General features: G+C 42.6%; 22 protein-coding genes and 1 pseudogene. 15 read left to right on the forward strand and 8 right to left on the reverse strand.

Translation table 11 applies throughout. The features are described from left to right. Window positions 1-29: 29 nt before the first annotated feature. Together FTV31_RS09760 and yccS are read right to left on the reverse strand one after the other, a co-directional pair. On the reverse strand, window positions 30-590 hold the full coding sequence (locus FTV31_RS09760; protein WP_180014569.1) for a YcxB family protein: 561 nt from the start codon (window positions 588-590) through the stop codon (window positions 30-32). Between the two features lie 85 nt (window positions 591-675). Beyond that, window positions 676-2,850 (reverse strand): YccS family putative transporter, encoded by a 2,175-nt coding sequence (gene yccS, locus FTV31_RS09765; RefSeq protein ID WP_180014571.1) that lies wholly within the window; start codon window positions 2,848-2,850, stop codon window positions 676-678. 145 nt (window positions 2,851-2,995) lie between these two features. Between yccS and FTV31_RS09770 the strand changes: the two genes are divergently transcribed. After that, window positions 2,996-4,207, forward strand: a complete 1,212-nt coding sequence (locus FTV31_RS09770) for a multidrug effflux MFS transporter (protein ID WP_180014573.1) — start codon at window positions 2,996-2,998, stop codon at window positions 4,205-4,207. A gap of 76 nt (window positions 4,208-4,283) precedes the next feature. On the opposite strand, the gene FTV31_RS09775 is transcribed toward FTV31_RS09770, so the two are convergent. Beyond that, window positions 4,284-4,991 carry a nitroreductase gene (locus tag FTV31_RS09775; protein ID WP_180014575.1) on the reverse strand — a complete coding sequence of 236 codons (708 nt, stop codon included), beginning with the start codon at window positions 4,989-4,991 and terminating at the stop codon, window positions 4,284-4,286. Between the two features lie 927 nt (window positions 4,992-5,918). Here FTV31_RS09775 and gltS point away from each other — a divergent pair. Both gltS and FTV31_RS09785 read left to right on the forward strand, forming a co-directional pair. Then, complete coding sequence (gene gltS, locus FTV31_RS09780) at window positions 5,919-7,157, forward strand: sodium/glutamate symporter (protein ID WP_180014577.1); 1,239 nt, start codon at window positions 5,919-5,921, stop codon at window positions 7,155-7,157. Window positions 7,158-7,199: 42 nt separating this feature from the next. Continuing rightward, window positions 7,200-8,675 carry a sodium:alanine symporter family protein gene (locus tag FTV31_RS09785; protein ID WP_180014579.1) on the forward strand — a complete coding sequence of 492 codons (1,476 nt, stop codon included), beginning with the start codon at window positions 7,200-7,202 and terminating at the stop codon, window positions 8,673-8,675. Window positions 8,676-8,728: 53 nt separating this feature from the next. On the opposite strand, the gene chrA is transcribed toward FTV31_RS09785, so the two are convergent. Beyond that, window positions 8,729-9,943, reverse strand: a complete 1,215-nt coding sequence (chrA, locus tag FTV31_RS09790; RefSeq protein WP_180014581.1) for a chromate efflux transporter — start codon at window positions 9,941-9,943, stop codon at window positions 8,729-8,731. A 121-nt stretch (window positions 9,944-10,064) separates the two neighbouring features. On the opposite strand from chrA, the gene FTV31_RS09795 reads away from it, so the two are divergent. The 7 genes from FTV31_RS09795 to FTV31_RS09825 all read left to right on the forward strand — a co-directional run bounded on the left by FTV31_RS09795 (window position 10,065) and on the right by FTV31_RS09825 (window position 15,992). Further along, window positions 10,065-11,057, forward strand: coding sequence for a patatin-like phospholipase family protein (locus FTV31_RS09795; RefSeq protein ID WP_180014583.1), 993 nt, complete (start codon window positions 10,065-10,067; stop codon window positions 11,055-11,057). A 334-nt stretch (window positions 11,058-11,391) separates the two neighbouring features. After that, window positions 11,392-11,568, forward strand: coding sequence for a hypothetical protein (locus FTV31_RS09800; RefSeq protein ID WP_180014585.1), 177 nt, complete (start codon window positions 11,392-11,394; stop codon window positions 11,566-11,568). A 316-nt stretch (window positions 11,569-11,884) separates the two neighbouring features. After that, window positions 11,885-12,406 (forward strand): acyl-CoA thioesterase, encoded by a 522-nt coding sequence (locus FTV31_RS09805; protein ID WP_004784949.1) that lies wholly within the window; start codon window positions 11,885-11,887, stop codon window positions 12,404-12,406. 142 nt (window positions 12,407-12,548) lie between these two features. Beyond that, window positions 12,549-13,112 (forward strand): TetR/AcrR family transcriptional regulator, encoded by a 564-nt coding sequence (locus FTV31_RS09810; protein ID WP_166137661.1) that lies wholly within the window; start codon window positions 12,549-12,551, stop codon window positions 13,110-13,112. A 41-nt stretch (window positions 13,113-13,153) separates the two neighbouring features. Continuing rightward, the gene (locus tag FTV31_RS09815; RefSeq protein ID WP_180002138.1) at window positions 13,154-14,356 is read left to right on the forward strand and encodes an MFS transporter; all 1,203 of its coding nucleotides are present in this window, start codon (window positions 13,154-13,156) and stop codon (window positions 14,354-14,356) included. Window position 14,357: 1 nt separating this feature from the next. Beyond that, complete coding sequence (locus tag FTV31_RS09820; RefSeq protein WP_180014587.1) at window positions 14,358-15,254, forward strand: LysR substrate-binding domain-containing protein; 897 nt, start codon at window positions 14,358-14,360, stop codon at window positions 15,252-15,254. Window positions 15,255-15,374: 120 nt separating this feature from the next. Continuing rightward, window positions 15,375-15,992, forward strand: a complete 618-nt coding sequence (locus tag FTV31_RS09825) for a glutathione S-transferase family protein (RefSeq protein ID WP_179992629.1) — start codon at window positions 15,375-15,377, stop codon at window positions 15,990-15,992. 62 nt (window positions 15,993-16,054) lie between these two features. On the opposite strand, the gene FTV31_RS09830 is transcribed toward FTV31_RS09825, so the two are convergent. Together FTV31_RS09830 and FTV31_RS09835 are read right to left on the reverse strand one after the other, a co-directional pair. After that, a complete protein-coding gene (locus FTV31_RS09830; protein ID WP_180014589.1) occupies window positions 16,055-17,659 on the reverse strand; it encodes a bifunctional 3-(3-hydroxy-phenyl)propionate/3-hydroxycinnamic acid hydroxylase in 1,605 nt (534 codons plus the stop codon). Window positions 17,660-17,986: 327 nt separating this feature from the next. Beyond that, window positions 17,987-18,241 carry a hypothetical protein gene (locus FTV31_RS09835; RefSeq protein WP_034170131.1) on the reverse strand — a complete coding sequence of 85 codons (255 nt, stop codon included), beginning with the start codon at window positions 18,239-18,241 and terminating at the stop codon, window positions 17,987-17,989. 389 nt (window positions 18,242-18,630) lie between these two features. Between FTV31_RS09835 and FTV31_RS09840 the strand changes: the two genes are divergently transcribed. From FTV31_RS09840 to FTV31_RS09860, 5 genes are all read left to right on the forward strand, one after another. After that, window positions 18,631-19,635: a GTP-binding protein gene (locus tag FTV31_RS09840; protein WP_159123390.1), complete on the forward strand. Its 1,005-nt coding sequence runs from the start codon at window positions 18,631-18,633 to the stop codon at window positions 19,633-19,635. Window positions 19,636-19,735: 100 nt separating this feature from the next. Beyond that, the gene (locus FTV31_RS09845) at window positions 19,736-20,266 is read left to right on the forward strand and encodes a YaeQ family protein (protein ID WP_180014591.1); all 531 of its coding nucleotides are present in this window, start codon (window positions 19,736-19,738) and stop codon (window positions 20,264-20,266) included. A gap of 87 nt (window positions 20,267-20,353) precedes the next feature. Then, on the forward strand, window positions 20,354-20,977 hold the full coding sequence (locus FTV31_RS09850; RefSeq protein ID WP_004784935.1) for an MgtC/SapB family protein: 624 nt from the start codon (window positions 20,354-20,356) through the stop codon (window positions 20,975-20,977). A gap of 79 nt (window positions 20,978-21,056) precedes the next feature. Continuing rightward, window positions 21,057-21,395: an FKBP-type peptidyl-prolyl cis-trans isomerase gene (locus FTV31_RS09855; protein WP_004814829.1), complete on the forward strand. Its 339-nt coding sequence runs from the start codon at window positions 21,057-21,059 to the stop codon at window positions 21,393-21,395. 231 nt (window positions 21,396-21,626) lie between these two features. Further along, entirely contained in the window at window positions 21,627-23,414 is a 1,788-nt protein-coding gene (locus tag FTV31_RS09860; protein ID WP_257227177.1) for a GGDEF domain-containing protein, read from the forward strand. 13 nt (window positions 23,415-23,427) lie between these two features. Here FTV31_RS09860 and FTV31_RS09865 read toward each other — a convergent pair whose 3' ends face one another. Both FTV31_RS09865 and FTV31_RS09870 read right to left on the reverse strand, forming a co-directional pair. Next, on the reverse strand, window positions 23,428-23,874 hold the full coding sequence (locus FTV31_RS09865) for a GNAT family N-acetyltransferase (protein ID WP_180002160.1): 447 nt from the start codon (window positions 23,872-23,874) through the stop codon (window positions 23,428-23,430). Window positions 23,875-24,054: 180 nt separating this feature from the next. After that, a pseudogene (locus tag FTV31_RS09870) lies at window positions 24,055-24,162 on the reverse strand (IS5/IS1182 family transposase); the annotation flags it as partial.

The following is a 24,162-nucleotide window of genomic DNA, read 5'->3' on the forward strand; positions in this document are numbered from 1 at the left end:
CAGGAGGTCTTTCAAAACCGGGATATATCTTAGATTTCTTTTGGTGCGCCCACTTCTTCTTGCAGATGCTTGCGAATGGTCGCGAAAGAGAAGTTTTTACTGTCTAAACGTTTAGGCAGGATATAAGCACCTTGCTGACCTTTGACTTTAAAATTGATCAGCATGAATTCTGGCGTGTTATACCATTCATAAATGTCTTTCCAACCAATAGCACCCACACCTTCCTGCATGCCCATTTTCTGGCGCATCACAATACCATGCGGTTGCACGCCCAGACGGATACCTTTAATTTCCTGTACCGGAAATTCATTCATCTTGCGTTTAACATACCATTCTAGACCGAAAGTACGGATCAGGTAATACAGTACTACACAGACAATCGCCACCCAGCAAATGACTGTTGAGTAGTTCTTGATCAGGATAATTCCCAGAATAGACAAGGCAACAATAGTACCCATGATCAGCCAGGCTTTCATGCCAATTTTATTGGTACTACGCCAGATCATCAGCTGAGCATGACGCTGCTCAGCTTCTGAAATTTCATAGTTCACAGGCTGTAGGGTATAAGCGTATAAATTTTTCGCGGTCATAATGAAATTAACAGATTTAAAACTGTAAAAAGTTTAGCATTAATTGTGCTGATTCAGTGAGTATATTGTTCCAAAATCAGCCAAATTATAATGAAGCCAATTCAGTGGCCTGTTCGTCACGTTCATGACTCAAACTCTGCTTTAATTGACTCAATTGCTTCAAGATACTAAACATTAAAGACAGTTGCTGCAAAATGATCAATGGTTTCTGGTCTTCTTCCTGCTGTTGTGACAGACGCTGACGGATATTCTGGATCATATTCTGGGTGCTCAGGTCAGGTACTTCATCATAGAGCAGGGCACCACGAATATTTTCTAGGGCTTGATCCAGCAAGTCCAGCACATCCTGATCCTGAATTTTTTCACGATGCGCACCCAGCGCGGCAATATAACTGATAAAAGTATGGTTCAGGCACAGGAACTCAAAAGCCTGTAATTTTTGAACCGGATCAAAATCAGGTTCGGTGGCCAAAGTCGAGATCAGGGAAGCGACTTCAGCATCGGTATTATGGGCTGCACGGCGTACCACGCGGTAGGTCAGACCATTATTTCGTCCAGACTTATACTGTTCAATCACTTCACTCAAGTAGTCACATTCTGCCTGAAGGCTGCGGCTAATGCTGCGCGGCAAGCGACGGAATTTCCAGTCCGGGAAGATAAAGCTCACGCCAAACCAGGCAATCGCACAGCCAATCAGGGTATCAATCATACGGGGGATAGCTGCGGCAAAGCCCATACCATCCAAATTAAAGTTAATCAGTGCCAGAATGGTAATGAAGGCAGTGGCCTGTGCATACTGTTTACTGCGTAATTCAAAGAACAGAATCCCACTCAAAATCAGCAGTAATAATTGTCCTTCAACAGAAGGAATAAAGTACAGAATGGCATATCCCAAAAGAATACCTGCCAGAGTCCCGACAATACGTAAACGTAAGCGGCGCTTGGTAGCATTAAAGTTAGGCTGGCTGACGAATAGTGCTGTAAGCAGGATCCAGTAACCATACTGAATATCGGTCAGCTGGACAAAGATATAGCTGATCAGCAGCACAATCGACAGACGAATGGCATGACGGAACAACACAGATTCAGGTGTCAGATGCTGCTTGACCCGAATCTTGATATCTTCCCAGCCTTTCAGGTCGTCATCTTTGAGCTGGTTTTCAATATGTTTAGCACGATCAAATTTGATATTACGTTCAGTTTCCAGGTTGCGTAATTGTGCATCAATGGATTTCAGATTCTGGAATAAAGCAAATAGGGCATTGATCCAGACCTGATCATACTGCTGTTCTGTACGCAATTTTTCCAGGGACAATCTCAGGTTTTCAAAGGCATGTTTGAAGCGTTTATTATGTTTATAGGTTTTGCGCTGCTGAATGCTTTCACTCAGGTCTTTACAGGCTTTGCCCTGAATCGACAGGATGCGCTGAAAACGGAACAAAACGTCGCTGTGTTCAAAAATCTTGGCCAGTTTCTGATAATCAATATGCGCAGAATCGGCACGCTCGTGAATATCTTGCGCTACAAAATAGTATTGCAGGCTACGACGGGTATCCTTTTGACCACGATCACCTTTCAGACGGGTCAAAAGAACAGTCTTCATTTCATTAAAAATTGAAATCAGTTTGCCATTTTCCAGTGACAGCTCGATCATACTTTGCTGATAACTTTTTGCCGTCATATCGACATCAAACAGATTCGATTTGGCATAGAGGAAATCACCCAGAGAGGCATAGCATTTGGCCAGATTATCCTGTGCACGTCGCGCTGGGAATAGCAGGAAGCTGAGGGTCGACAAAAAGCCATACCAGACTGCACCAATCAGCAGCAGGCTCGCCTGTTGATACCATCCATCAAATAGTTCAACCCCCAGCATGGAATAGACAGAAATCACCAGACAGCCATAGGAAATCGTGGCATAACGTCGACCGAGAGAGCCGAGCAGAATCAGGACAATACAAGAAACAATGAGGGCAGAAGCAAACAGCAGCGGATAAGGAAATAACAGATAGACTGCCACTGCGGTAATGAAGAAGCCTAAATAAGTATAGAACAGATTCAGGATACGCACGGAAAAGCGGTCATCAATATCGCTTAAACCTGCGGCCACCACTCCAAGGGTGAGTGGAATAGTCATTAACTGCTGTCCCATGAAATAGGGAACAAAGGCAGTGCCTGCAAAAGCGATCAGCATACGCAGGTTATACATCAGGGTCGTGTTATAAGTCGCGTGCTTAAGACGATTGAGCCAAGATTTCAACGGTGATCCTTTCTCTTGCAGTCTTTGCTGCAAAGCTGAATATACATATGAGAAAAAGTATATTTATAACTTTTAATTTCCATGTAAATCATACTATGCGCTATGTTAATTTGTCTGCCTACTGCGCATTAAAATCTTTAATTACATGAACTCCAATACGACAGCACCACGACCTTATGCCATGTCCTGGATTATTTTGCTGGCTTCACTGACTGCACTTGGTCCTTTATCCATTGATATGTATCTCTCTGCCTTGCCAGAAATGGCAGCGGATTTTGGTGTCAGTACCCAGATGGTCTCCAATAGTCTGCCAGCTTATTTCCTTGGACTGGCGGTTGGGCAGTTGCTATATGGCCCGATCAGTGACCGGATTGGACGTAAGCCACCGCTTTATTTTGGATTGAGTCTGTATATTCTGGCCAGCCTGTTATGTATGTTTGCACAGAATGAATGGAGCCTGATTGCAGCACGGGTATTACAAGCCTTAGGAGGATGTGTAGGAGTCGTGGTTGCCCGAGCAACCATTCGTGATCGGCTGGATATGCAGGCGGCTGCCCAGGCCTTTGCCAGCATGATGATTGTAACGACCATTGCACCGATTATTGCGCCAAGTCTCGGCGCATGGGTACTGATGTTCTTTGAGTGGAATATTATTTTCTTGGTGCTGATGGGCTGTGGCTTGTTTAGTCTGGTCTGTGTGCATTTTTTCTTTCAGGAAACCTTGCCCCCGGAACGCCGTCTCAAACTGAATTTGCAGCAGGTATTGAGTTTATACCGAACCATATTTCAGGATGAAAGTTTCAGACGACCGATGCTGGTAGGCTGTTTTTCTGGGGCGGTGATGTTCTGCTATATCAGTGCTTCTTCAGCCATTCTGATGGATCATTATCATCTCACTGAACAGCAGTTTGCTTATGCTTTCGGAGGCAATGCTGTGGGAATCATGCTGTTTTCGACTCTGAATAAGCATCTGGCTCAATATCTTTCAGTATTAAGTCGCTTAAAACTAGGTGCCTCTTTACAGGGAATTGGTGTCCTGGCTTTACTGGTTTTAGGTTATCTAAACATTGAATCTGTTGTCCTGGTTATGGCGGCCTTATTTGTTGTTGTGGCTTCAATTGGTTTTGTGGGACCGAATGCGATGGCGCTGGCCATGGCAGAGCAGGGTGCGCGTGCGGGAACCGCCAGTGCGATCATGGGCAGTATGCAATTTGCCTGCGGTTTATTGGGTGGGGTTTTACTGAACTTTATGCTGTGGGATGTTTTATTCAATATGGCTTTGGTGATGGCGATCTTTGTGGTTATAGCCTTTAGATATGTATTGAAATTAGAACTGCCTAGAGTTAAACAGAGATAAGGAGCTGCAAGAGCTCTATATCTCTGTCAGATGCAAGCTACCCAAAGTTGATGCTTGGATCATGGTTTATTCGATATTATTCATCTACAAAAACGGCAAATTCCTCTACCGGGACACGTGGGGTGATAAAGGTATTTACGATATGGTCTGGATCTGCATAGCCTAGTGACATGCCACAGACCAGCTCTTCATCTTCACCTGCGCCCAGTACATCCAGCACGATACTATGAAAATGATTCCACGCAGCCTGCGGACAGGTGTCCAGACCACGCGCCTTGGCAGCCAGCATCACGTTTTGAATCATCATGGAAATATCCATTTTTGAACCTACGCCCAAATCTTTATGTAAGGTGAAGAATAGCCCCACCGGAGCATCAAACAGTTCAAAATTACGCAGGTTCTGGCGTGCCATTTTCTCTTTTTCACCTTTCTGGATATTCAGCAAACCATATAAGCCCCAGCCATTTTCACGGCGTCGGTCGATATAAGGAGAGAACCATTGCTCGGGATAGTAGGCAAAGGTTTCTTTATATTGTTCGGCCAGTGCCGGATTCTGGTAAAGCTCCATTTGCGCCTGACAGACACGTTGCACCAGCTCATCACGCTTTTTCCCTGTCAGCACATATACTTTCCATGGCTGGGTATTGGTCCCTGAAGGGGCGCGGCTGGCCACAGTCAAAATGTCTTTGAGCATGCCGGTACTGACCGGCGTATCCAGAAAAGCACGAACTGAATGACGGGAAGTAATGGTTTGATCTACAGCATGAACGAGGTTTTGATCCATTCTAATTTCCAATCTCATATCCTTAATGATGGTGAACTGACTATAAACCAAACAAACTCTGTCGGGCAGGGGGAATTTTAGTTTCACAGTGAATTATGATGATTAATAAAAATCACATGAATGAGAATGTACTTAGCCGATATAGGAGTTATATAAATAGCCTAAGAAATCTATTGAATGATTAAACAAAACTCCTTCTAAAAATGAAACCAATACTTTAGATGCTGATATCTTGAACAATTAACATCAATGGCTGGAACTAAAAGGAAAGTTAAAAACAAAATAGAATGATTAAAATTCAATCTTAAAAATAAAATTAAATATCCGTTTTTACGTTCAATTAATATTTTATTTCGATTAGAATTTAGGGGTAGTAAACTATAAAAAATAAGAAGTTATAATTATTTTTTATATATTCGCTAACTATAGTTAATAAAAAACAATAAAACTTTATACAAAGAAACAGCATAATGTGCGACTTTTCAGTTGAATACATGCATTTTGAAGAAATAATGAAGATTGCATGGTCAAGCTCTATTTGAAATATCATTATTGCAAATGACTTGATGAACTCAGTTAGGTTAAAAGCACTCATGCAGCAATTCATGCTGGTTGAGAAGTAAAAAATATAGGCTGGATGTTATCGCTATGAGTGGCACGTTTAGATGAATTTACGCATCTGGCGTAGCTTATGCAATCAGCAAAAGGCCGTTTTTCGCTTTTATAAATCTCTCACTGAATATGATCATCACGATGATATTCATAAGTTTGAAACAGATGCGGAATGCTTTGTTAATTCTAAAAGCGATGGATGAATGAAGAAGATGACAATTACATGGGGTAATGTAAGGTTTTCTTTTATAGAAATGAATCGCAACACGACTTTTAGAATGACAAAAATTCAGAACCATCTTGGACAAAAAAATTATGGATTTTACTTTTAACGCATTTTATACCCTGATCGCTGCAGTAATTGTTCTATTACTGGGTCGGTTTTTGGTGGATAAAATCGATTTTCTAAAACGTTACAACATTCCTGAACCTGTTGCAGGTGGTCTGGTTGCAGCGGTTATCTCTCTGCTGGTTCATTCGTTCTGGGGCTATAGCATTACTACGAGTGCAGAGCTGCAAACCAGTTTCATGCTGATTTTCTTTGCGTCAATCGGTTTAAGCGCGAACTTTGCCAAATTGCGTGAAGGCGGGATCGGACTGGTGATCTTCCTGGTTGCCATCTCGACATTTATTGCACTGCAAAATGCAGTCGGTATGGGACTGGCAAGCTTGTTAGGTATTGATCCTCTGATCGGTCTGATTGCCGGTTCGATTACCTTGACTGGTGGACATGGTACTGCTGGCGCCTGGGGTGAAATTCTTGAGGTTCAGCATGGTATTCAGGGGGCTTTGGCGCTCGGGATGGCAAGTGCGACCTTTGGTCTGATTATTGGTGGAATTATCGGTGGGCCTTTGGCTAAACTGTTGATTAACCGTCATAATCTTGCTGTGGCCCGTACCGATCAGCAGATCGAAAAACGTGACAACACGCCAATGGACAGCACGACAGATGAATATGTGCAATTTGAATATCCACATCGTGTCCGTCTGATCACTGCCGATAATGCCATTACCACACTTGGTCTGTTTGCAGGCTGTCTGGCATTTGCAGAACTGATGACTGGCTTCAGTAAAGATACAGTATTTGAACTGCCAACATTTGTATGGGCACTGGCAGGTGGCGTGATTCTGCGTAACGTGCTGGAAGGCATCCTGAAAATCCAGATCTTCGACCGTGCGATTGATGTGTTTGGTAATGCTTCATTGTCGCTTTATCTGGCCATGGCGCTGCTGTCATTAAAATTATGGCAACTAGCGGATCTGGCAGGACCATTGATGGTGATTCTCGGTGCACAGACCTTGACTATGGCTTTATATGCAGCATTTGTCACTTTCCGGGTGATGGGCAAAAACTACGATGCCGCAGTACTTGCTGCAGGTCACTGTGGTTTCGGGATGGGTGCAACCCCAACGGCTGTTGCCAATATGCAGGCGATTACCAATATGTATGGCGCTTCGCATAAAGCCTTTCTGATCGTTCCATTATGTGGTGCTTTCTTCGTTGACTTGATTAATGCCACGATCATCCAGATGATCTTGAAATTTTTCGTCTAATTTTAAGCTTGATAATGAGTCATAAGCTCATAAGGATATGACATGAATGATCAGCTAAATGAAACCTTACTGGGCTGGGTCGATGCCTTAAATGGTCCACTCTGGGACTTTTTGGTGGTATTCCTGGTCGCAGTCGGTATTTTGTATACGATCATGACCGGTGCCGTACAAATCCGTTTGTTCTGGCACAGTATGAAAGTCATGAAACGTAGTCGTGGCAAGGTCGAAGACGATCATGGTATTACGCCGTTTCAGGCTTTTGTTACAGGTCTAGCTAGCCGGGTTGGTGTGGGTAATGTCGCTGGTGTCGCCATTGCGATTGCTGTCGGTGGTCCAGGTGCTGTGTTCTGGATGTGGTTTACTGCATTTCTGGGAATGAGCTCTGCTTTTGTAGAATCGTCATTAGCCCAGTTATTTAAAGTTCGGGATAACAAGAACCAGCAATTCCGCGGTGGACCAGCGTATTACATTACTCAGGGTCTTAAGCAAAAATGGCTGGGAATTGTATTTGCGATTGCGCTGATTACGACCTACGGTTTTGTGTTTAATGCTGTGCAGGCCAATGCGATTACTGGTGCAACCTCACATGCCTGGGGCTGGAATGAAGCCAATCTGATGTTGCCATTAGGCGGCTTCGATCTGGAAGTTTCCTGGGTCGGTCTGGTCTTGGTCTTGATTACGGCCATGATTATTTTTGGCGGGATCAAGCGGATTGCCAAAGTTGCTGAAGGGGTAGTGCCTTTCATGGCAGTTCTTTACCTGGCTGTTGCTTTATATATCGCCGTCATCAATTACGATATGTTGCCATCTATTTTCCAGCTGATCTTTAGCAAAGCATTTGAGTTTGAAGCAGCTGCAGGCGGTTTCTTTGGCGCCATGATCTCGATGGCAATGATGATGGGGATTAAGCGCGGATTATTCTCGAATGAAGCGGGGATGGGTTCAGCACCGAATGCGGCGGCTGCCTCTGACGTGAAACATCCGGTGAATCAGGGTCTGGTTCAAATGCTTGGTGTATTTGTAGATACCTTCGTTGTGTGTTCATGTACCGCCATCGTGATTCTGGTTTCTGGCCTGTATGAAAATGCCGGTTTTGAAGGCGTAACCTTGACTCAGATGGCGCTTGAAAGCCAGATTGGTGCTTGGGGTGATGACTTCCTGGCCTTGATTCTGTTCCTGTTTGCCTATTCTTCTATCATTGGTAACTATGCCTATGCAGAGGGGAATATCCAGTTCATCAATAATAACAGCAAGGTCATGTTTATTTTCCGGTTGCTGGTATTGTTTATGGTGTATTTCGGCTCGATTGCCAGTGTGCCATTGATCTGGAATATGGCAGATCTGTTCATGGGTGTCATGGCCAGTATCAACCTGATTGCGATCGTACTGCTGATGCCATTTATTTTGATGCTGCTCAAGGACTATACCGGTCAGCTGAAACGTGGCATCGAGCAACCAGAGTTTAAGCTCGATGATCATCCGAAATTTAAAGATAAAGTTAAATCAGATATCTGGTAAGACTTGAGCAAAAAGCCCTGACTGGTTCGGGGCTTTTTTATGAGCTTAAATTGTTAGAATGACACAAAATTAAGATAACTTTGATATAGGATAAAGCCAGCAATCAGGCTGAACCAGACTGGTAATTTTGAGCGTAACAGTAGAATCATCACGATGACAAAAACCAGATCAGACCAAGAACGAAAATATGCCTGAGAGAGATCAATCAGCAAATATAAAAGCAGTCCGACCACTGCCGCATTAATCCCGCTTACCGCCTGAAAAATAATACGTTGCTGCATTAACCATGACCAATAAGGCAAAGTAGCAAAAATCAGAAAAAATGAAGGCAGGAAAATGGCACAGGTTGCTAAAAGTGTATTAATCCAGGGTGAGCCTGTCCAAGGCAACAGGGCACCGACATAGCTGGCAAAGCTAAATAATGGACCCGGCATCAGTTGAGCAAACGCATAACCTAGATCGAAAGATTGGGACGAAAGCAAATTGGTCGCCACAAAGTCCTGATGCAGCAAAGGCAGAATGACATGTCCGCCACCAAAGACTAATGAGCCAGTTTGATAGAAATCAGCAAAAAATGCGAGTTCAGGCCAAGAACCAGATTTGACTAGTAGAGGAATCAGGAAAAAGGGCAGTATAAATGCGATGAACCAGTAGGGTGCATGACGTGGACGAATATAACTTGAGTGAATGGTAGATGAATTTGAAGCAGGCTTATTTTCCTGAGGAGAATTGGAAAATTTTGCCATTACAACGCCAAAAACTGCCCCTAAAATAATGACTAATAGCTGATTCAAACTGATACTAATGAAGCTCAGGATTAGGACTGAAATCAAGACCAGTACATACTGCCAGATGCTCTTGCAGAAACTGTTAAGCATTTGCCAGAATGCCCAGACGATTACAGAAAAAACGATCAATTGAATGCTATGAAAGCTGTTTGAGTTTAGAATATGGAAATAGTGCTGACCGAGTACTGCGATCAAGCTCATCAGAAGCGTTGAAGGCAGAGTAAATCCAAGCCAAGCCACGAATGCCCCAGCATAACCCCTTTGCAGATAGCCAATTGAAAGGCCTACCTGACTGCTGCTTGGGCCGGGTAACAGCTGCGCTAATGCAACCAGCTGGCCATATTGTGTTGCATTTAACCATTGTAACTGGTCGACAAATTTACGGTGAAAAAACACCAGATGCGCTGCCGGTCCACCGAATGCCATACAGCCCAGTTGCAGGAAAGTGAGAAAGATCCGGTACAGTGAAGGTATATTCATACAGTGGCTGAAAATTGAAAGACATTAGTGCAACTGTATGACAGTTTTACGAAATTCTACAGATTATTTAAGCATGTGTTTATACACTATGCTGCTTTAACAAATTGAGGACGTGCTCTGCATGCAGAAATATGTACTGAGTATATTGGCGATGACAATGGTAGGTCTGAGCGGCTGCCAAACGACATCTGGTTTTAATCCATCTAACTCTAGTCATAAATCTGCCAGTTCAGTAGCAGAAGCCCAGGCACGTCCAAACCAGATCAATTTCCGCAAAATTAAGCAAACAGAAAACCGTCCAGTGATAGCACTCGCTCTTGGCAGTGGCGGTGCGCGTGGCTATGCGCATATCGGTGCGATTGAAGTGTTGGAGCAGGCAGGCATACAACCTGACTTTATTGTGGGAACCAGTGCTGGCAGTATCGTAGGTTCCATTTATGCTAGTGGTAAACCAGCGATTGAACTGCGTAATATTGCATTAAGCATGAAAGCCACTGATGTTCGCGACATCAAGCTGGACCGTAAAGGCTTTTTTGATGGCAAAAAAGTTGAAAATTATGTGAATTTGCAGGTTGATCAGACGCCTTTGCAAGCCATGAAAATCCCGATGTTTGTGGTAGCAACAGCCTTAAAAGAGGGCAAGCGCGTAGTTTTTAATTATGGTAATACCGGTCAGGCGGTGCGTGCATCCGTTTCTATTCCAAGCATGTTTATTCCAACTGTCATCCAGAAAAAAGAATATGTGGATGGAGGGCTGGTCAGTCCGGTGCCGGTCAAAGTAGCTCGTGAGTTGGGCGCTGATATTGTGATTGCTGTCGATATTCTGGCGCAGCCGATCCATACCGAAACCACCAATGTCTGGGGTCTATTCAACCAGAATATTAATATCATGCAGCAACGTCTAGCTTCTGAGGAACTACAATACGCCGATGTGGTGATTCAGCCAGACTTACGCGAAAAAGGTCATATCTTTGATGTGCGTGGTAGGGAATTGACCATGGACGCTGGCATCGAGGCAGCTAAACTCAAGCTACCAGAAATTGCTCAAGTCTATCAGAAGCATAATTATAGCCAGGGTCATCAGATCCCTTTGCTATTGGCTCAGCAACAATAGTTTGCTCTGATATTTTTAACAAAATACTTATTTTTCATAAAGATGTATAAAAATATTCACTGCTTTTCTCATATAGGTGAAAAGCAGTTCATTTTTGCTCATCGTTTTTAGAGATGAGCTGATGTTTTCTACCTATTGAAAGTCACTTAAAGCCCAAGTTTCAATGGGAAATAAATCTTTGAATTATAAAACTATAGTGATTTTATGAAAATGTTTTTAAGGCTATTTTTTGATTTTAACAAAATTATTCACAGACTTAAGTTAAACAACTGTTCAAAAGCTTAGAAGATCATGACAGAATAAAAATCGACAGATTAATAAATGTAAAAGCCATATGAACCACATCGAAATTGGCCAGCAAGTCATACTAGCTCAGTTTGAAAATACGATTTTTACTGTAACTAAAGTTCATCCCGATGGCTCTTTTACCGTTGAAACTATATTGCATGGTCAGCAGACTTTAAGTTATGAGAATGTGGCTCGCGAAATGTTGAGGCAGGTACCTGCCTAAATCGAGGTTATTTTTTGTTAATGCATGCAGTTTTCTTGAATGGAGTTCTGCATGTTTAATCAAAAATCTTTCAGCCACCGTTTATTAATCCAGAAAAATAATTCACGGGATAAATTCCTGTTTATTTTATAGTTACTGAAAATAACTTTCTGATGATTTCTATGGATCCTCAGAGGAATATCTTTTTTTTTGTATGGAGAAAAATTTCATATCAAGAATTATGATGTTTTATTTGCCGAATTGAACATTTTATTTAGGCCAAAAACGCTATAATAATGGTCTATATCATTGTCATTCAAAGAGTTCAGAGAAAACGATGGCCCCTTTAGATCAAATTGCAACAGCATCGGATGACCAGTCAGAGTTAACGATGTCGGTCCTTATGACGCCAGATATGGCGAACTTTTCAGGAAATGTACATGGTGGAACAATTCTGAAATTATTGGACCAGGTTGCTTATGCTTGTGCGAGTCGCTATTCGGGTAGTTATGTCGTAACCCTGTCTGTAGACAAAGTAAATTTCAAAGAACCGATTCATGTGGGTGAGCTGGTGACTTTCCTGGCAAGTGTGAACCATGTAGGTCGTACTTCAATGGAAATTGGCATTCGTGTAGAAGCGCAAAATATTCAGAAACGTACTGTACGCCATACCAATAGTTGCTACTTCACGATGGTCGCTGTTGATGAAAATGGTAAGCCTAAACAGATTCCACCGCTGAATCTGGACAATGACTGGAAACGTTGCCGTTTTGAAGCAGCTGAACAACGTAAAGTTGCCCGTCTGCAGGAAAATCATCATCCTTCATGCAGTATCTATAAAAAATCAGCGCATAGCTAAGAACTAAACTTAATTTGCTTATTAAAAAGACCTTCAATGAGAGGTCTTTTTTTTGCCTATAAAATTCATTTAACTCTGGCTTAAGCTTCTTTTTTAATCTAATATGAAACGATACGTATCGTTTTGTTTTTTGGTTTTAAGCATGAGTGAAGAAGAAAAATGTTCACGGCGTCAGCACAGTATTCTGCAGGCGGTTTCGGATGCACTGGCAGAAGGTGAATATCATCAGCTAACCATTGAAGATGTGGCTGCACGGGCAGGGGTTGGCAAATCTACGATTTACCGCTGGTGGAAACATAAATCTGAACTGGTACTAGATGCTTTCAAGCAGCGCACAGCAGGGGTATTTGAACTGGATGCTTCACAAAGCTTGCGCAGCAATCTGGTTCAACAGCTAACTCTGCTGGTTCAGGCGCTTAATCATCCGGTAGGCCGAGCTTTGCTGGTCGTTATGGCCAATCATCGGGAGCTGGCTGCAGACTTTTTTCAGCAGTATCTATTACCACGTCGAAAACAAACCCACCAATTGATTCAACAGGCCATCGAGCGTGGGGAATTACGTGCGGATTATCCTTTTGATCTGATGCTGGACACCTTATACGGGCCGATTCATTACCAGATCATTTTCTTCAACCGCATGCCGGATGATCAATATATCCAGAATCTGGTAGATCTGGCCTTAAGCCCAGCTTTGATTTCTCCCTGAGTTTAGTCAGTTCTTAAATTTGTTTTTAAAAGTTGCGTGTTATGTCTGCTAGTCCTGAGCGCTTATGGAATCGCTCCTTTATTCTGTGTTTATTGAACAATCTGTTCCTGTTTGTCTATTACTTTGCCTTACTGACCATTCTGCCGGTTTATATCATGAAAGATCTGGGCGGATCAGTCAAAGAAGCAGGTTTAGCTTTGACCCTGTTCTTAGTTTCCTCCATCGCCATTCGACCTTTTTCTGGCATGATCATCGAGAAACTCGGCAAGAAATTGGCAATGCGCGGAGCCGGAGTTATTTTTGCCTTATTTTCCTTTAGTTATCTGCTGGTCGATAGCATGTGGTCATTATTGGCAGTGCGTTTCTTACATGGGATCTGGTTCAGCATACTGACGACGGTCACCGTTCCCGTTGCAAATGAGTTTATTCCGGAATCTCGTAAGGGTGAGGGCATGGGCTATTTTGTCATGTCGACTAATCTGGGTGTGGTATTTGGTCCATTACTGGCCTTAACCGTAGTTCAGTTCACCAGCTTTAAAGTGCTGTTTGGCTTGCTTGCCGTGATTATCTCTATCGGCTTGATCTTTTCCTTCATGCTGAAAATTACCGAATTAGTAAAACCTCAAGCTACAGTGGTCGAAAAATCAAAATTCAGCCTGCATGACATTATTGAAGTCAAAGTGCTGGCGGTGAGTTTTGTGGCACTGCTCACGGCTTTTGCTTACTCCAGTATCATGAGTTTTATCACGCCCTTTAGTGAAACCAAGCAACTACTGGCTTATACCGGCATCTTCTTTATTGTTTTTGCGGCCTCAATGTTGTTGGTACGGCCTTGGGTGGGCAAAATTTACGACCGTAAAGGACCAAGTGCAGTTATCTATCCTTCCTTTATTTTCTTTGCGATTGGCATGATGATTGTCAGTGTCATGTCCAGCCAATGGACTATGTGGTTGTCTGCGGTATTTATCGGAATTGGTTACGGTTCATTATTTCCATGTTTACAAACTCTAGCGATTCAATCTGTCGAAAAACAGCGTATGGGCCATGCAATTTCTACCTTTTTTACCCTGTTTGATATTGGACTGGCAGTGGGTTCAGTAGTGATGGGTATGATCATTGCGCAATACGGTTTTGAAAAGACCTATATGTTCTGTGCAGTGATGGTGATTTTCACTTTATTGATCTACCGTCAATATGTGGCCAGGAAGCGACCTTCGATTTCAGCATCCTTACCGGAAGAATAAAATGGAATTAAGACATTTACGCTATTTTGTTACAGTGGCTGAAGAGCTGAATTTCACTCGGGCAGCTGAAAAGCTGAATACTGTTCAGCCTTCACTCAGTCAGCAGATTAAGGATCTGGAGCGTGAAGTGGATGCGCAATTGCTGGAGCGGAATAACCGCAAGGTTGAGCTGACCGAGGCTGGACAGGCTTTTCTAAAGGAAGCTCTGTTGAGCTTAGAACATGCGGAACGTGCCGTGCAGGCAGCCCGTCAGATCGCCCATGCACATAAGGGTCAGCTGAATATCGGCTTCGTACCGGTCGCGGAAATGAAAATTTTTCCTTATATCATGCCGAATATCCGTGCACATTTTCCTGAACTGAAAGCACTGTTTCATAGCCTGACCGATGCAGAACAGTTTAGCGCGCTGAGACAGGGCAGTATTGATATTGCCTTTACCCGCTACCGAGATCAGTCGGATGAGTTTGAGTCCGTTCAGATTTTTGATGAGCCACTGACGCTGATTGTGCCGAAAAATTCTCCGGTCGCAGAAATACCTTATGTCAGCATCAAGAAGTTTGAAAATCAGGATTTTGTGATTAGTGATGAACAGGCCTCGCCACAGCTGCATAAGATTATTGATGATTTCTTTAGGCAGTCGAAACTGAACGTGAATGTGGTGCAGTATTCCACCAATATTCTGCTGAATGTCAACCTGGTCGGCATGGGGGTTGGCTGGAGTCTGGTACCAGCCTATGTGATTCCTTTACTCGGCGATAATATTGTGGTGAAGAAAACGCTGGAACCTTTACCGATGATTGCTCTCTATGTCAGTTACCGTAAAAATAACCAGCATCCTGCGATTGAACTGATTCTGAAAGTGCTCAAAGAAAAGTTTTGTGTGGACCTTTTTAAGTAAATTATTGATCTTCCATAAATGAAATGTGCTACAGAAATGATCTGTAGCACATGCTTTTTAATCGAAGAAGAAAATCGCTTTATACTGAAATTCAAAAAATAAGAAATCGGTTGAAGCAGAATGATAAAGCTCTATAACAACCCTCAGTCACGTGGCATGACCTTGCTGCCTATCCTTAAAGAACTACAGATTGAAGACCAGCTTGAGCAGGTGGAAGTTCCTTTTAAAGATATGCATCAACCTGAATATCTTCAGATCAATCCGATGGGTAAAGTTCCCTGTCTGGTTGATCAAGGCGTCGTAATTTCAGAAATGGCGGCTATTATCATCTATCTGGCAGATAAGTATCAGGACAAAGGATTGGCACCCGCTTTAGATGATCCCAAGCGTGGTACTTATTTAAAATGGATTTTCTTCTGTCATGGGCCACTGACTGAATATATTGATGTAAAAAATTTACAAGTATCTCAAGAACAGATTGAAAAGGTCCGAACCAGTTTAAGTTTTGGTAATGAAGCCGCGGTATTTGATTTTTTTAAACGAGGTTTGTCGCAGGCTAAGCCCTATCTTTTAGGTGAAAAAGTTTCTGCTGCAGATCTATATGTAGCCTATTGTCTGATCTTCGCAATTAGTACAAAAATTTTGCCGCCGTTGGAAGAATTTAAACCTTTCCTACAGCAGATGGCACGTCGTGATTCTCTCAAAGATATTTCATGGTTTGAGCAATACCGGACTTAGCTTTTATGTTCATCTATAAATAAAAAAACCACGCCTGAGCGTGGTTTTTTGACTGAGGTCAATTATTTGACATGGAGCTTGCTAAATAGCGCCTGACTTGTGCTTTCCATAGATTGAGGAATCGCTAAGGCTGCCACGAAGCGGTCTGGACGCAGGATGACAATAGAGTCTTTGGTCTTGCCGAACCAGGTACGAATGTCCGTACCAATATCACCAATGGTGATCACATCTTCGTATTTCTTGCGCTGTTGGTTGGACAATTGAACCGCAGGAATGACTTGGATAAATTTCAAACCCAATTTTTTCCATTGTTGCATCGATTCTTGACTTAAGCCCCATTTCGGATCCACACCCCAAGCAATGATGGCGAAGTCATTGCCAATCACTTCATCGAGTAATACAGTTTCACCAGATTCCAGCTGTACCTGCGGCTGAATAAACATCTTGCCGACTGGAGAGTCTTTCTGAGTATTGGCCAGCAGGGCACCATCATGATACTTCGGCATAGGCTTAAAGCGCATTTCCAGCAGGTACTGTTTGATTGGCTTGATATAGTTCAATGCATAGGCAATACCATCACGAACAAAACCTTGCCATTTTTTTGGTGGCGCCAGTACATGACCGGCCATCACAGAAAGATCAATCATCGCCTTGGCATGATCCTTACGTTCCAATTGGTAAGAGTTCAGTAATTCGTGGCTTGCTTTACCCTGGATCACCAATGCAACTTTCCACGCCAAGTTAAAGGCATCACGCATACCGCTGTTATAACCCTGGCCTTGCCATACGGGCATGATGTGCGCAGCATCACCAGCAAGCAGGATACGGTCAGCACGGAATTTATCTGCAATACGTGCATTGTGGGTATAGACACGTTGACGAATCACTTCGATTCCATCGGTATTTGGTAAAACTTTAGATAGTAGTTTGGCAATATTTTCTGGTTTGCTGAGTTCTTCCTGAGTTTCGCCTGGCATGACCATGAATTCGAAGCGGCGGATGCCGTGCGGCAGGGCAGCCGATACATAAGGACGTACCGGGTCGCAGCATAAGTAAATGTGAGGGGTTGCCAATGGGTCATTATCGATATCAATCACGATCCACTGGTTCGGTGCAGTTTCACCTTCAAATGGAATATTCAGCGTACGGCGTACATAAGAGTTACCACCATCACAAGCAATCAGGTATTGGGCATGTATAACTTCTGCGCCACCGTCTTTAGTTTGAACATTTAAAGTTACACCCTCAGCATCCTGGCTGAAATGTGTCAGATGGCGAGAGAAAAGTACTTCAGTTTTTTTATATTGTTTGAGGCCTTCTAACAGAACATTATCTACTTGAGGTTGAATGAAAGCATTACGGCGGGAGAAACCAAATTCACGAGTCAGTGGCTGAATGTCTGCAAAGCAACGGCCTTTGGGTGTCAGGAAGCGCATAGCATGGTTAGGAGTGGTATGCGGCAAGACCTGATCAACCAGTCCCAAAGATTGAATGGTACGCAAGGATTCATCATCAATGCCGATGGCACGCGGATAATCGATTAAACTATCCAGCTGTTCAACTACAGTGACTTGAACACCCTGTTTGCTAAGGTAGTTGGCAATCGTTAAGCCTACCGGGCCAGCACCCAAAATCGCCACTTCAGTTGTGTAATTTGTATTGCTCATAGCGAATGTCCATTCAATCAATTCAGGATTGAGACTATTAAGGAACAATCAAGAGCGCTAAACAAGCTAGTCCATAGTAGGTCATGTCTATCAAAAAGATTCAATGGAAAAGATTTTAATTTTAATAAATTATTGATAATAAATAATAATATTTAAATTTATTCATAAGATGAATGAATCCTATGATTATTTCTGGCTATAGTGAATAGCCTATAACATATAAAAAAGCTGAATCACGCAGTTGCATGATTCAGCCTCAGTCTACATCCGGCAGCATAGGTCGAACCTACTGGAGATTTACTGCACGAGATGTTGCTTTAAACCTGATTAGCGAGTCGATGTCGACTTGGTCGTTTTTTTACCATCTTTGTCTTCTGTAGCAGCTTCAGATGCAGCAGGCTGGTCAGCAGGTCCAGCCGTGGTTACATTCGGATTTGGGTTATTCGTTGCAGGAAGTTCCTGAGTTGTCACAGTGACTTTCTGTTCCTCAGTGGTCTTCGTGTCAGTCGTATTGTTTGCTGCAAAACTGGTAGCTGCGGCTGCAGTAAGCGTTGTTGCGAGTAAGATTTGTGCATATTTCATGTTGAGCATCCTTTTTATTACATTTATAAACTGCCGAATGACCATCACATCAATCCGGCAGGAATTCATCCTAAGCATGAAAATTTTATGGAGCAAAGCAATTAACAAAAGCCGCACGAAGCTGTTAACCAAGCAAATACAATCACTGGAAATTTGTTTTCTTCTGTTAAATGTATAGGAAATTGTTAGCTGGAAATGTGTGTAAATATTTCAAATATAGCATTTAAGTGAACTAGTTAATGGTTAAAAAGTGCTTACTACAGATTGTTATTTTTATTTGCACTGAGATAAATAGGATCTACTCATCCAAAAATGAACACTTTTGCTAAAGTCCAGTGCTCTATAATAGTCAGGTTTACTCATTCTAATTCTATCTTTGAGAATCAATTTTGAAAGTTCTTGCCGCTCAGCAGCCTATTCCTGTACACATCATTTCCGGATTCTTGGGTGCTGGTAAAACCACTTTATTAAAATATTTACTGAGCCAGAAACCGGAGCAAGAAGTCTGGGCTGTGCTGATGAATGAATTTGGTCAGATTGGCGTCGACCAGCAATTACTGCCTCAGGATCAGGGCTATGCAGTAAAAGAATTGCTGGGCGGCTGTTTATGTTGTAGCAGTCAGTTGCCAATGCAGATTGCTCTGTCCCGGCTATTGTCAGAAACCAAACCGGACCGGCTATTTATTGAACCTACAGGACTCGGACATCCCGGGCAACTGCTGGAACAGCTCACCGAACCGCATTGGCAGAGTCATTTGAAAATGCAGGCTCTGGTCACGGTAGTCGATGGTTCACGTTTACATGATCGGGACTGGACGCATCAGAACCTGTATGCGGATCAGCTGAAAGTTGCCAATATCGTGGTTATTTCCCATGCTGATTTGATGACTGAAACTGATCATGCTGCTTTAACTGAACTCAAGTCTGAGTATCAGCCATATGCCCAGCACTGGCTGATGATAGAAAACGGACAGCTGGATATTGAGCAAATCAAACAGGATTATCAGGGTGCTTCACGGCAGATTCAGCCACTGCTCAAGCAACAGCGCCAAGTGTTGGGAGAGGTGCCGGCTGTCGTACATCAGTTGCCTTATCATTATGTTGAAAGTGCACAAGGCTATCAGGTGGCAGGTTGGAAATTGCCAAAACGCTGGCAGTTTGATTTTTATGATCTGCTGGATCTGCTTTGTGAGCAGCAGGATTGGCTCAGAATCAAAGGGATTTTTAATACCAATCAGGGCTGGAAAAGCTTTAATTTCAATCCTGATCAGTTTAATTATCAGTCTGCCGAAGAAGGCATTGATAACCGGGTAGAAGTGATTTACCAGACCTCACGTGACTGGCTGGAATTTGAAACCGCCTTAATGCAATGCCGGATTGTTCAGGAAAAATAACTTCGAATCTGCGTGTTGAAAATAGCTGGATAAGATGAAATCTGTTCAGCAAAAATGCAATAAATCTTATATGCTAGGCGCCAAATTTGAGGATTGTATTATGGCGTTAAAAGCGACAATTTATAAGGCAGATTTGAACGTTGCCGATATGGATACCCATCGTTATGAAGACTATCAGTTGACGATGGCGCTGCATCCTTCGGAAACCATTGAACGTCTGATGGTACGTGTTTTGGCTTATGCACGTTTTGCTGGCGAGGCGCTTGAATTTACCAAGGATCTGTTTGAGACTGATGAGCCAGCGCTGTGGGAAAAAGACCTGACTGGCCAATTATTGAAATGGATCGAAGTGGGTTGTCCTGACGAAGATAAAGTCAAAAAAGCCAGCGCACGTTGCAAACAGGTCGCAGTAGTTGCTTATGGTTCTTCAGTTGATGAATGGTATAAACGTAATTCCAAACTGAAAACGCTGTCGAATGTTGAGGTCTGGAAAATTTCAACTGCCAGCACTGAAGCGGTACAACAGTTATGTGAACGTACCATGCAGCTGCAACTGAATGTTATGGATGGTGAATGGACCCTGATCGGTGATCAGGCCCAAGCTGTAATTGAATGGGAAAAGTTACAATAACAACTCACAAGGATGCAAGTTTCGACTTGTATCCTCGCCCCAATATTTCGTATATCTGGAGACAATAATAAGGTCCAGGGACGAAGCATGTATCATGAACTTTATGATTTGCTGTTAGCAGTCGTGATTGGTGCAGTTATTGGGGCAGAACGGGAATATCACAGTAAATCTGCCGGACTGCGCACCATGATCATGGTCAGTCTGAGTTCTTGTCTATTTACTATTATTTCCTTAAAAATCGGCGTCGCCAACCCCGACCGTCTGGCAGCCAATGTTTTAACCGGTCTGGGTTTTCTGGGAGCCGGAGTAATTTTAAAAGATGATAACCGGATTTCTGGTATTACCACTGCGACCACGATCTGGATGACTGCTGCACTGGGCATGGCAGTCGGTGCCGGCTATGAACTGTTAAGTGTCTGGGCAACGGTGATTGTGCTGGTGGTGCTGGTACTATTGGTCTATGTGCAACGTGGGATTGAGCATCTGAATCAAGAACGTAACTACGAAATTGTCTGTCCTTTTGAGCAGCATGAGCCGGATCATTATGAAAAACTGTTTAAACAATACAAATTAAAAGTCATTCATTCCAGCCAGCAAAAAATCGACCGACGGATCACAGGCCGCTGGATCCTGATGGGTTCGGCTAAAAATCACCAGAAATTAACCCAGTATTTATTACAGGATAACAAGATTCAGGAACTCAGCTTTTGATCCATTGGAGTGAAAGTCTGAGGAATTTGGCTTAATCGTGTTTATACTAGGGCTATTTGCAAAATGAAGGATATTGGCGATGACCAAAGAACTAGAAATTATTGACCTGGTGGTGGGTGAAGGTAAAGAAGCGGTAAAAGGTGCACTGATTACCACGCATTACACTGGCTGGCTAGAAGATGGCACCAAGTTTGACTCATCACTGGATCGTGGTAACTATTTTGAAACCGTGATTGGCACTGGCCGTGTGATCAAGGGCTGGGATCAAGGGATTATCGGTATGAAAGTGGGCGGTAAGCGTAAACTAATTGTGCCTGCTCATTTGGCTTATGGTGAACGTAAAATGGGAAATATCATCCCGGCCAATTCAAACCTGATTTTTGAAATCGAACTGTATGATGTTAAAACACGTGATTAATTCACTGCCATAAGCTTCATTCATTGTCATGAATGAATGTTGAACGGGTGAAGTCATAGCTAGATGGACTTCATCCGATGAGCTACAAAAAAAGCTTTGCACTCCCTGCTATTCGACGTAGATTATAAGAAGAATAAAGCACTTTTCAGGAAAATACTGTCTTTGCAAAACATGATAAGGAATGTCTATTCTGTAATATTGATTTGGAGCATTAGCTGGGTCCTATTAGTGATGATTCCAGTTTTCGCCCAGGCATCTCTTGACTCTTCCTCTGTCACGCAGCACAGTCAACCGCATATTTCCGAAATTCACTTTACTGAAGATCATAGTAGCCAATTGCCCCAAAATTGGCAGTTTTATCCAAACCAGTTTATTACTGAACCAAGTTCCGTACTTACTCCGCAAGAGGTTCAATTACCCGCTTCATTTAAAGATCTGACCGGTTCAAATATTGGCTATGGAACCTTTATCGGACATTTCAAAATTCCATCAGAATTTATCGGACGTCGGATCGCCGTGCATATTCCGGCTGAATATGGTGCCTATCGAATCTATATCGATGGAAAATTTATTCTGCGGCATGGGGAAATTGCGAAAACAGCGGAAGAGCAGAGAAATGAAAGGGCTCCTCGAATCGGTTATTTTGTTCCTGAGAGTGAATATTTCACCATGAGTATTCAGGCCTCAAACTATACCCATCTGCATGGCGGGATTGAACAGCCTATACGCATTGGAACAGCCGGAACTATTAACCGTCAGTATCAGCAGCTTATGATGAGCATCAGTATAGTCTGTGGACTGGTGCTTGGGGTGGGTTTTTTTACGATTCTTTTTTCAATGTTTAGGGGATCAACAGAACGCAATAGCAAAAGTATTTTTATCTTTGGCTTGTTCATTATTTTTCTGGCCCTGCATAACTTTTTTGCAGCGCCGTATGCCTATTCGATCGTGACTAAGCTCGGTTGGCTATGGGGAACACGCCTAGAATATCTGTTCACTTTCCTGGCGATTCTATTTTTCCTCAGTTATATGTACCTGTTTAATCAGCGCTATTTGCATCGATTTATTTATAGTGTTGCCGCAGGACTTTTACTACTGAACTGTGTCGTAACCCTGTTGACCGATCCGGAAACTTTTCAACGTCTGGCCTTGTATAGTGCGATTTTCGGGATAGTCGTGGTGGCCAATTTTATCTATGGCTTTTATCAGACTTTGCATCATAAAGACAATTATTCGCGCTTAACTCTCTATGCAGTCATTTTTCTATGCCTGACCTTTATAAATGACTATTTATTGCTGATCAATGTGATTGAAAGTGTGCATCTGTCTTTTATCTCGACCAGTCTGTATGCCGTGATCATTATGTTTCAGCAGTCGCAAAATTATGCCCATCAAACCTATGCGACAGAGCAGTTGAATATGAATCTGAAAGAGTTAAATAATTCACTCGATCAGAAAGTCAAAGCACGTACCGAGCAATTACGTGAACTGAATGCCAAACTCGAACATCAGGTGAATATTGATGCTTTGACGGGTGCCTTTAACCGCCGTGCTTTAAATGACCAAATCCAGCAGCAGTTTTTATACTGTCAGCAACATCCACACAGTACACTGATTTTTGCCATGCTCGATGTCGACTATTTTAAAAACTACAATGATTATTATGGGCACTTAAAAGGAGATGAAATTTTACAGAATCTGGTCAAGGTCATTCAGACGGTACTCCCCGAATCCGCGTATTTAGCCCGTTATGGTGGAGAAGAATTTGCGATTCTACTTACTGATGTACCTGTTCAGGCAGCATTTCAATCTCTGGAAAAAGTCTTAATCAAGATTCGCGAACAGCAATTTGAACATTTAAATCGTACAGATGATAAATCCTATGTCACGGTCAGTATGGGCATTTCCTGGATGGATCAAACACATCCATATCCAGATATTCATGCACTGATGAAAGCGGCAGATGTGCAGTTATATGCGGCTAAGCAGGCAGGGCGAGATCAACTTAAAATGACATAAAAAAGTTTTAATTTTAAAAAGCGTATTTATATAAATGATAATTTTCTTCATTTTCCGATTGAGGATTCGGTGAGAAAAATCCATTTTTTTGATAATAACTTAAAGCCGTTTGAGTTGATTGGACTTTAATTTTATGAATATTTTTACGCACTAAGGATTTGTGCATCTGATCAAAAAGCTGGGTGCCAAAGCCGAGTCGCTGGAAACGTGCAGCCACATAGTGCATCAGGATTTCTCCTGTATCACTGACCAGCAAAAAGCCGACAATCTGATCATTTAAAATATACACCCAGCAGTCGTTATAAAGCATTTCCACAATTAACTGGGCGTGATTAAACTGCTCCAGCCAGCGCTGGATCACGCTGTCTTCACGTTGATGATCCAAAATACAGGATTGAATACTGTCGTGGATGACCTGAATTATTTGAGGTATATCTTGAATCTTCCCTTCACGAATCATAATTTTATTCATTTACTCGACCATAAAGAGGGACCTTTTATTTGAAGGAAAATGCTCAGAAAAACAAATACCAATCGTGTAGCTTTTTGAGTGCATTTGCTAAAGAATCTAGAGTTGATGATCAATTCTGTAGTGATTTGTCTGCTTTATTTATCCTGATCAATAGACCTCTTTCATAAATCATTTTTTGCTCAGTTCCAAGTTGTAGATTCCAGCGATTAAATTGAATCTCAAACCAAGCCTTTTACCTCTATTTCGATAACGCTCAGCAAGGATTTTGAAGGTTTT

Source organism: Acinetobacter sp. YH16031 (assembly GCF_013417335.1).
In the GTDB taxonomy this organism is placed as follows: domain Bacteria; phylum Pseudomonadota; class Gammaproteobacteria; order Pseudomonadales; family Moraxellaceae; genus Acinetobacter.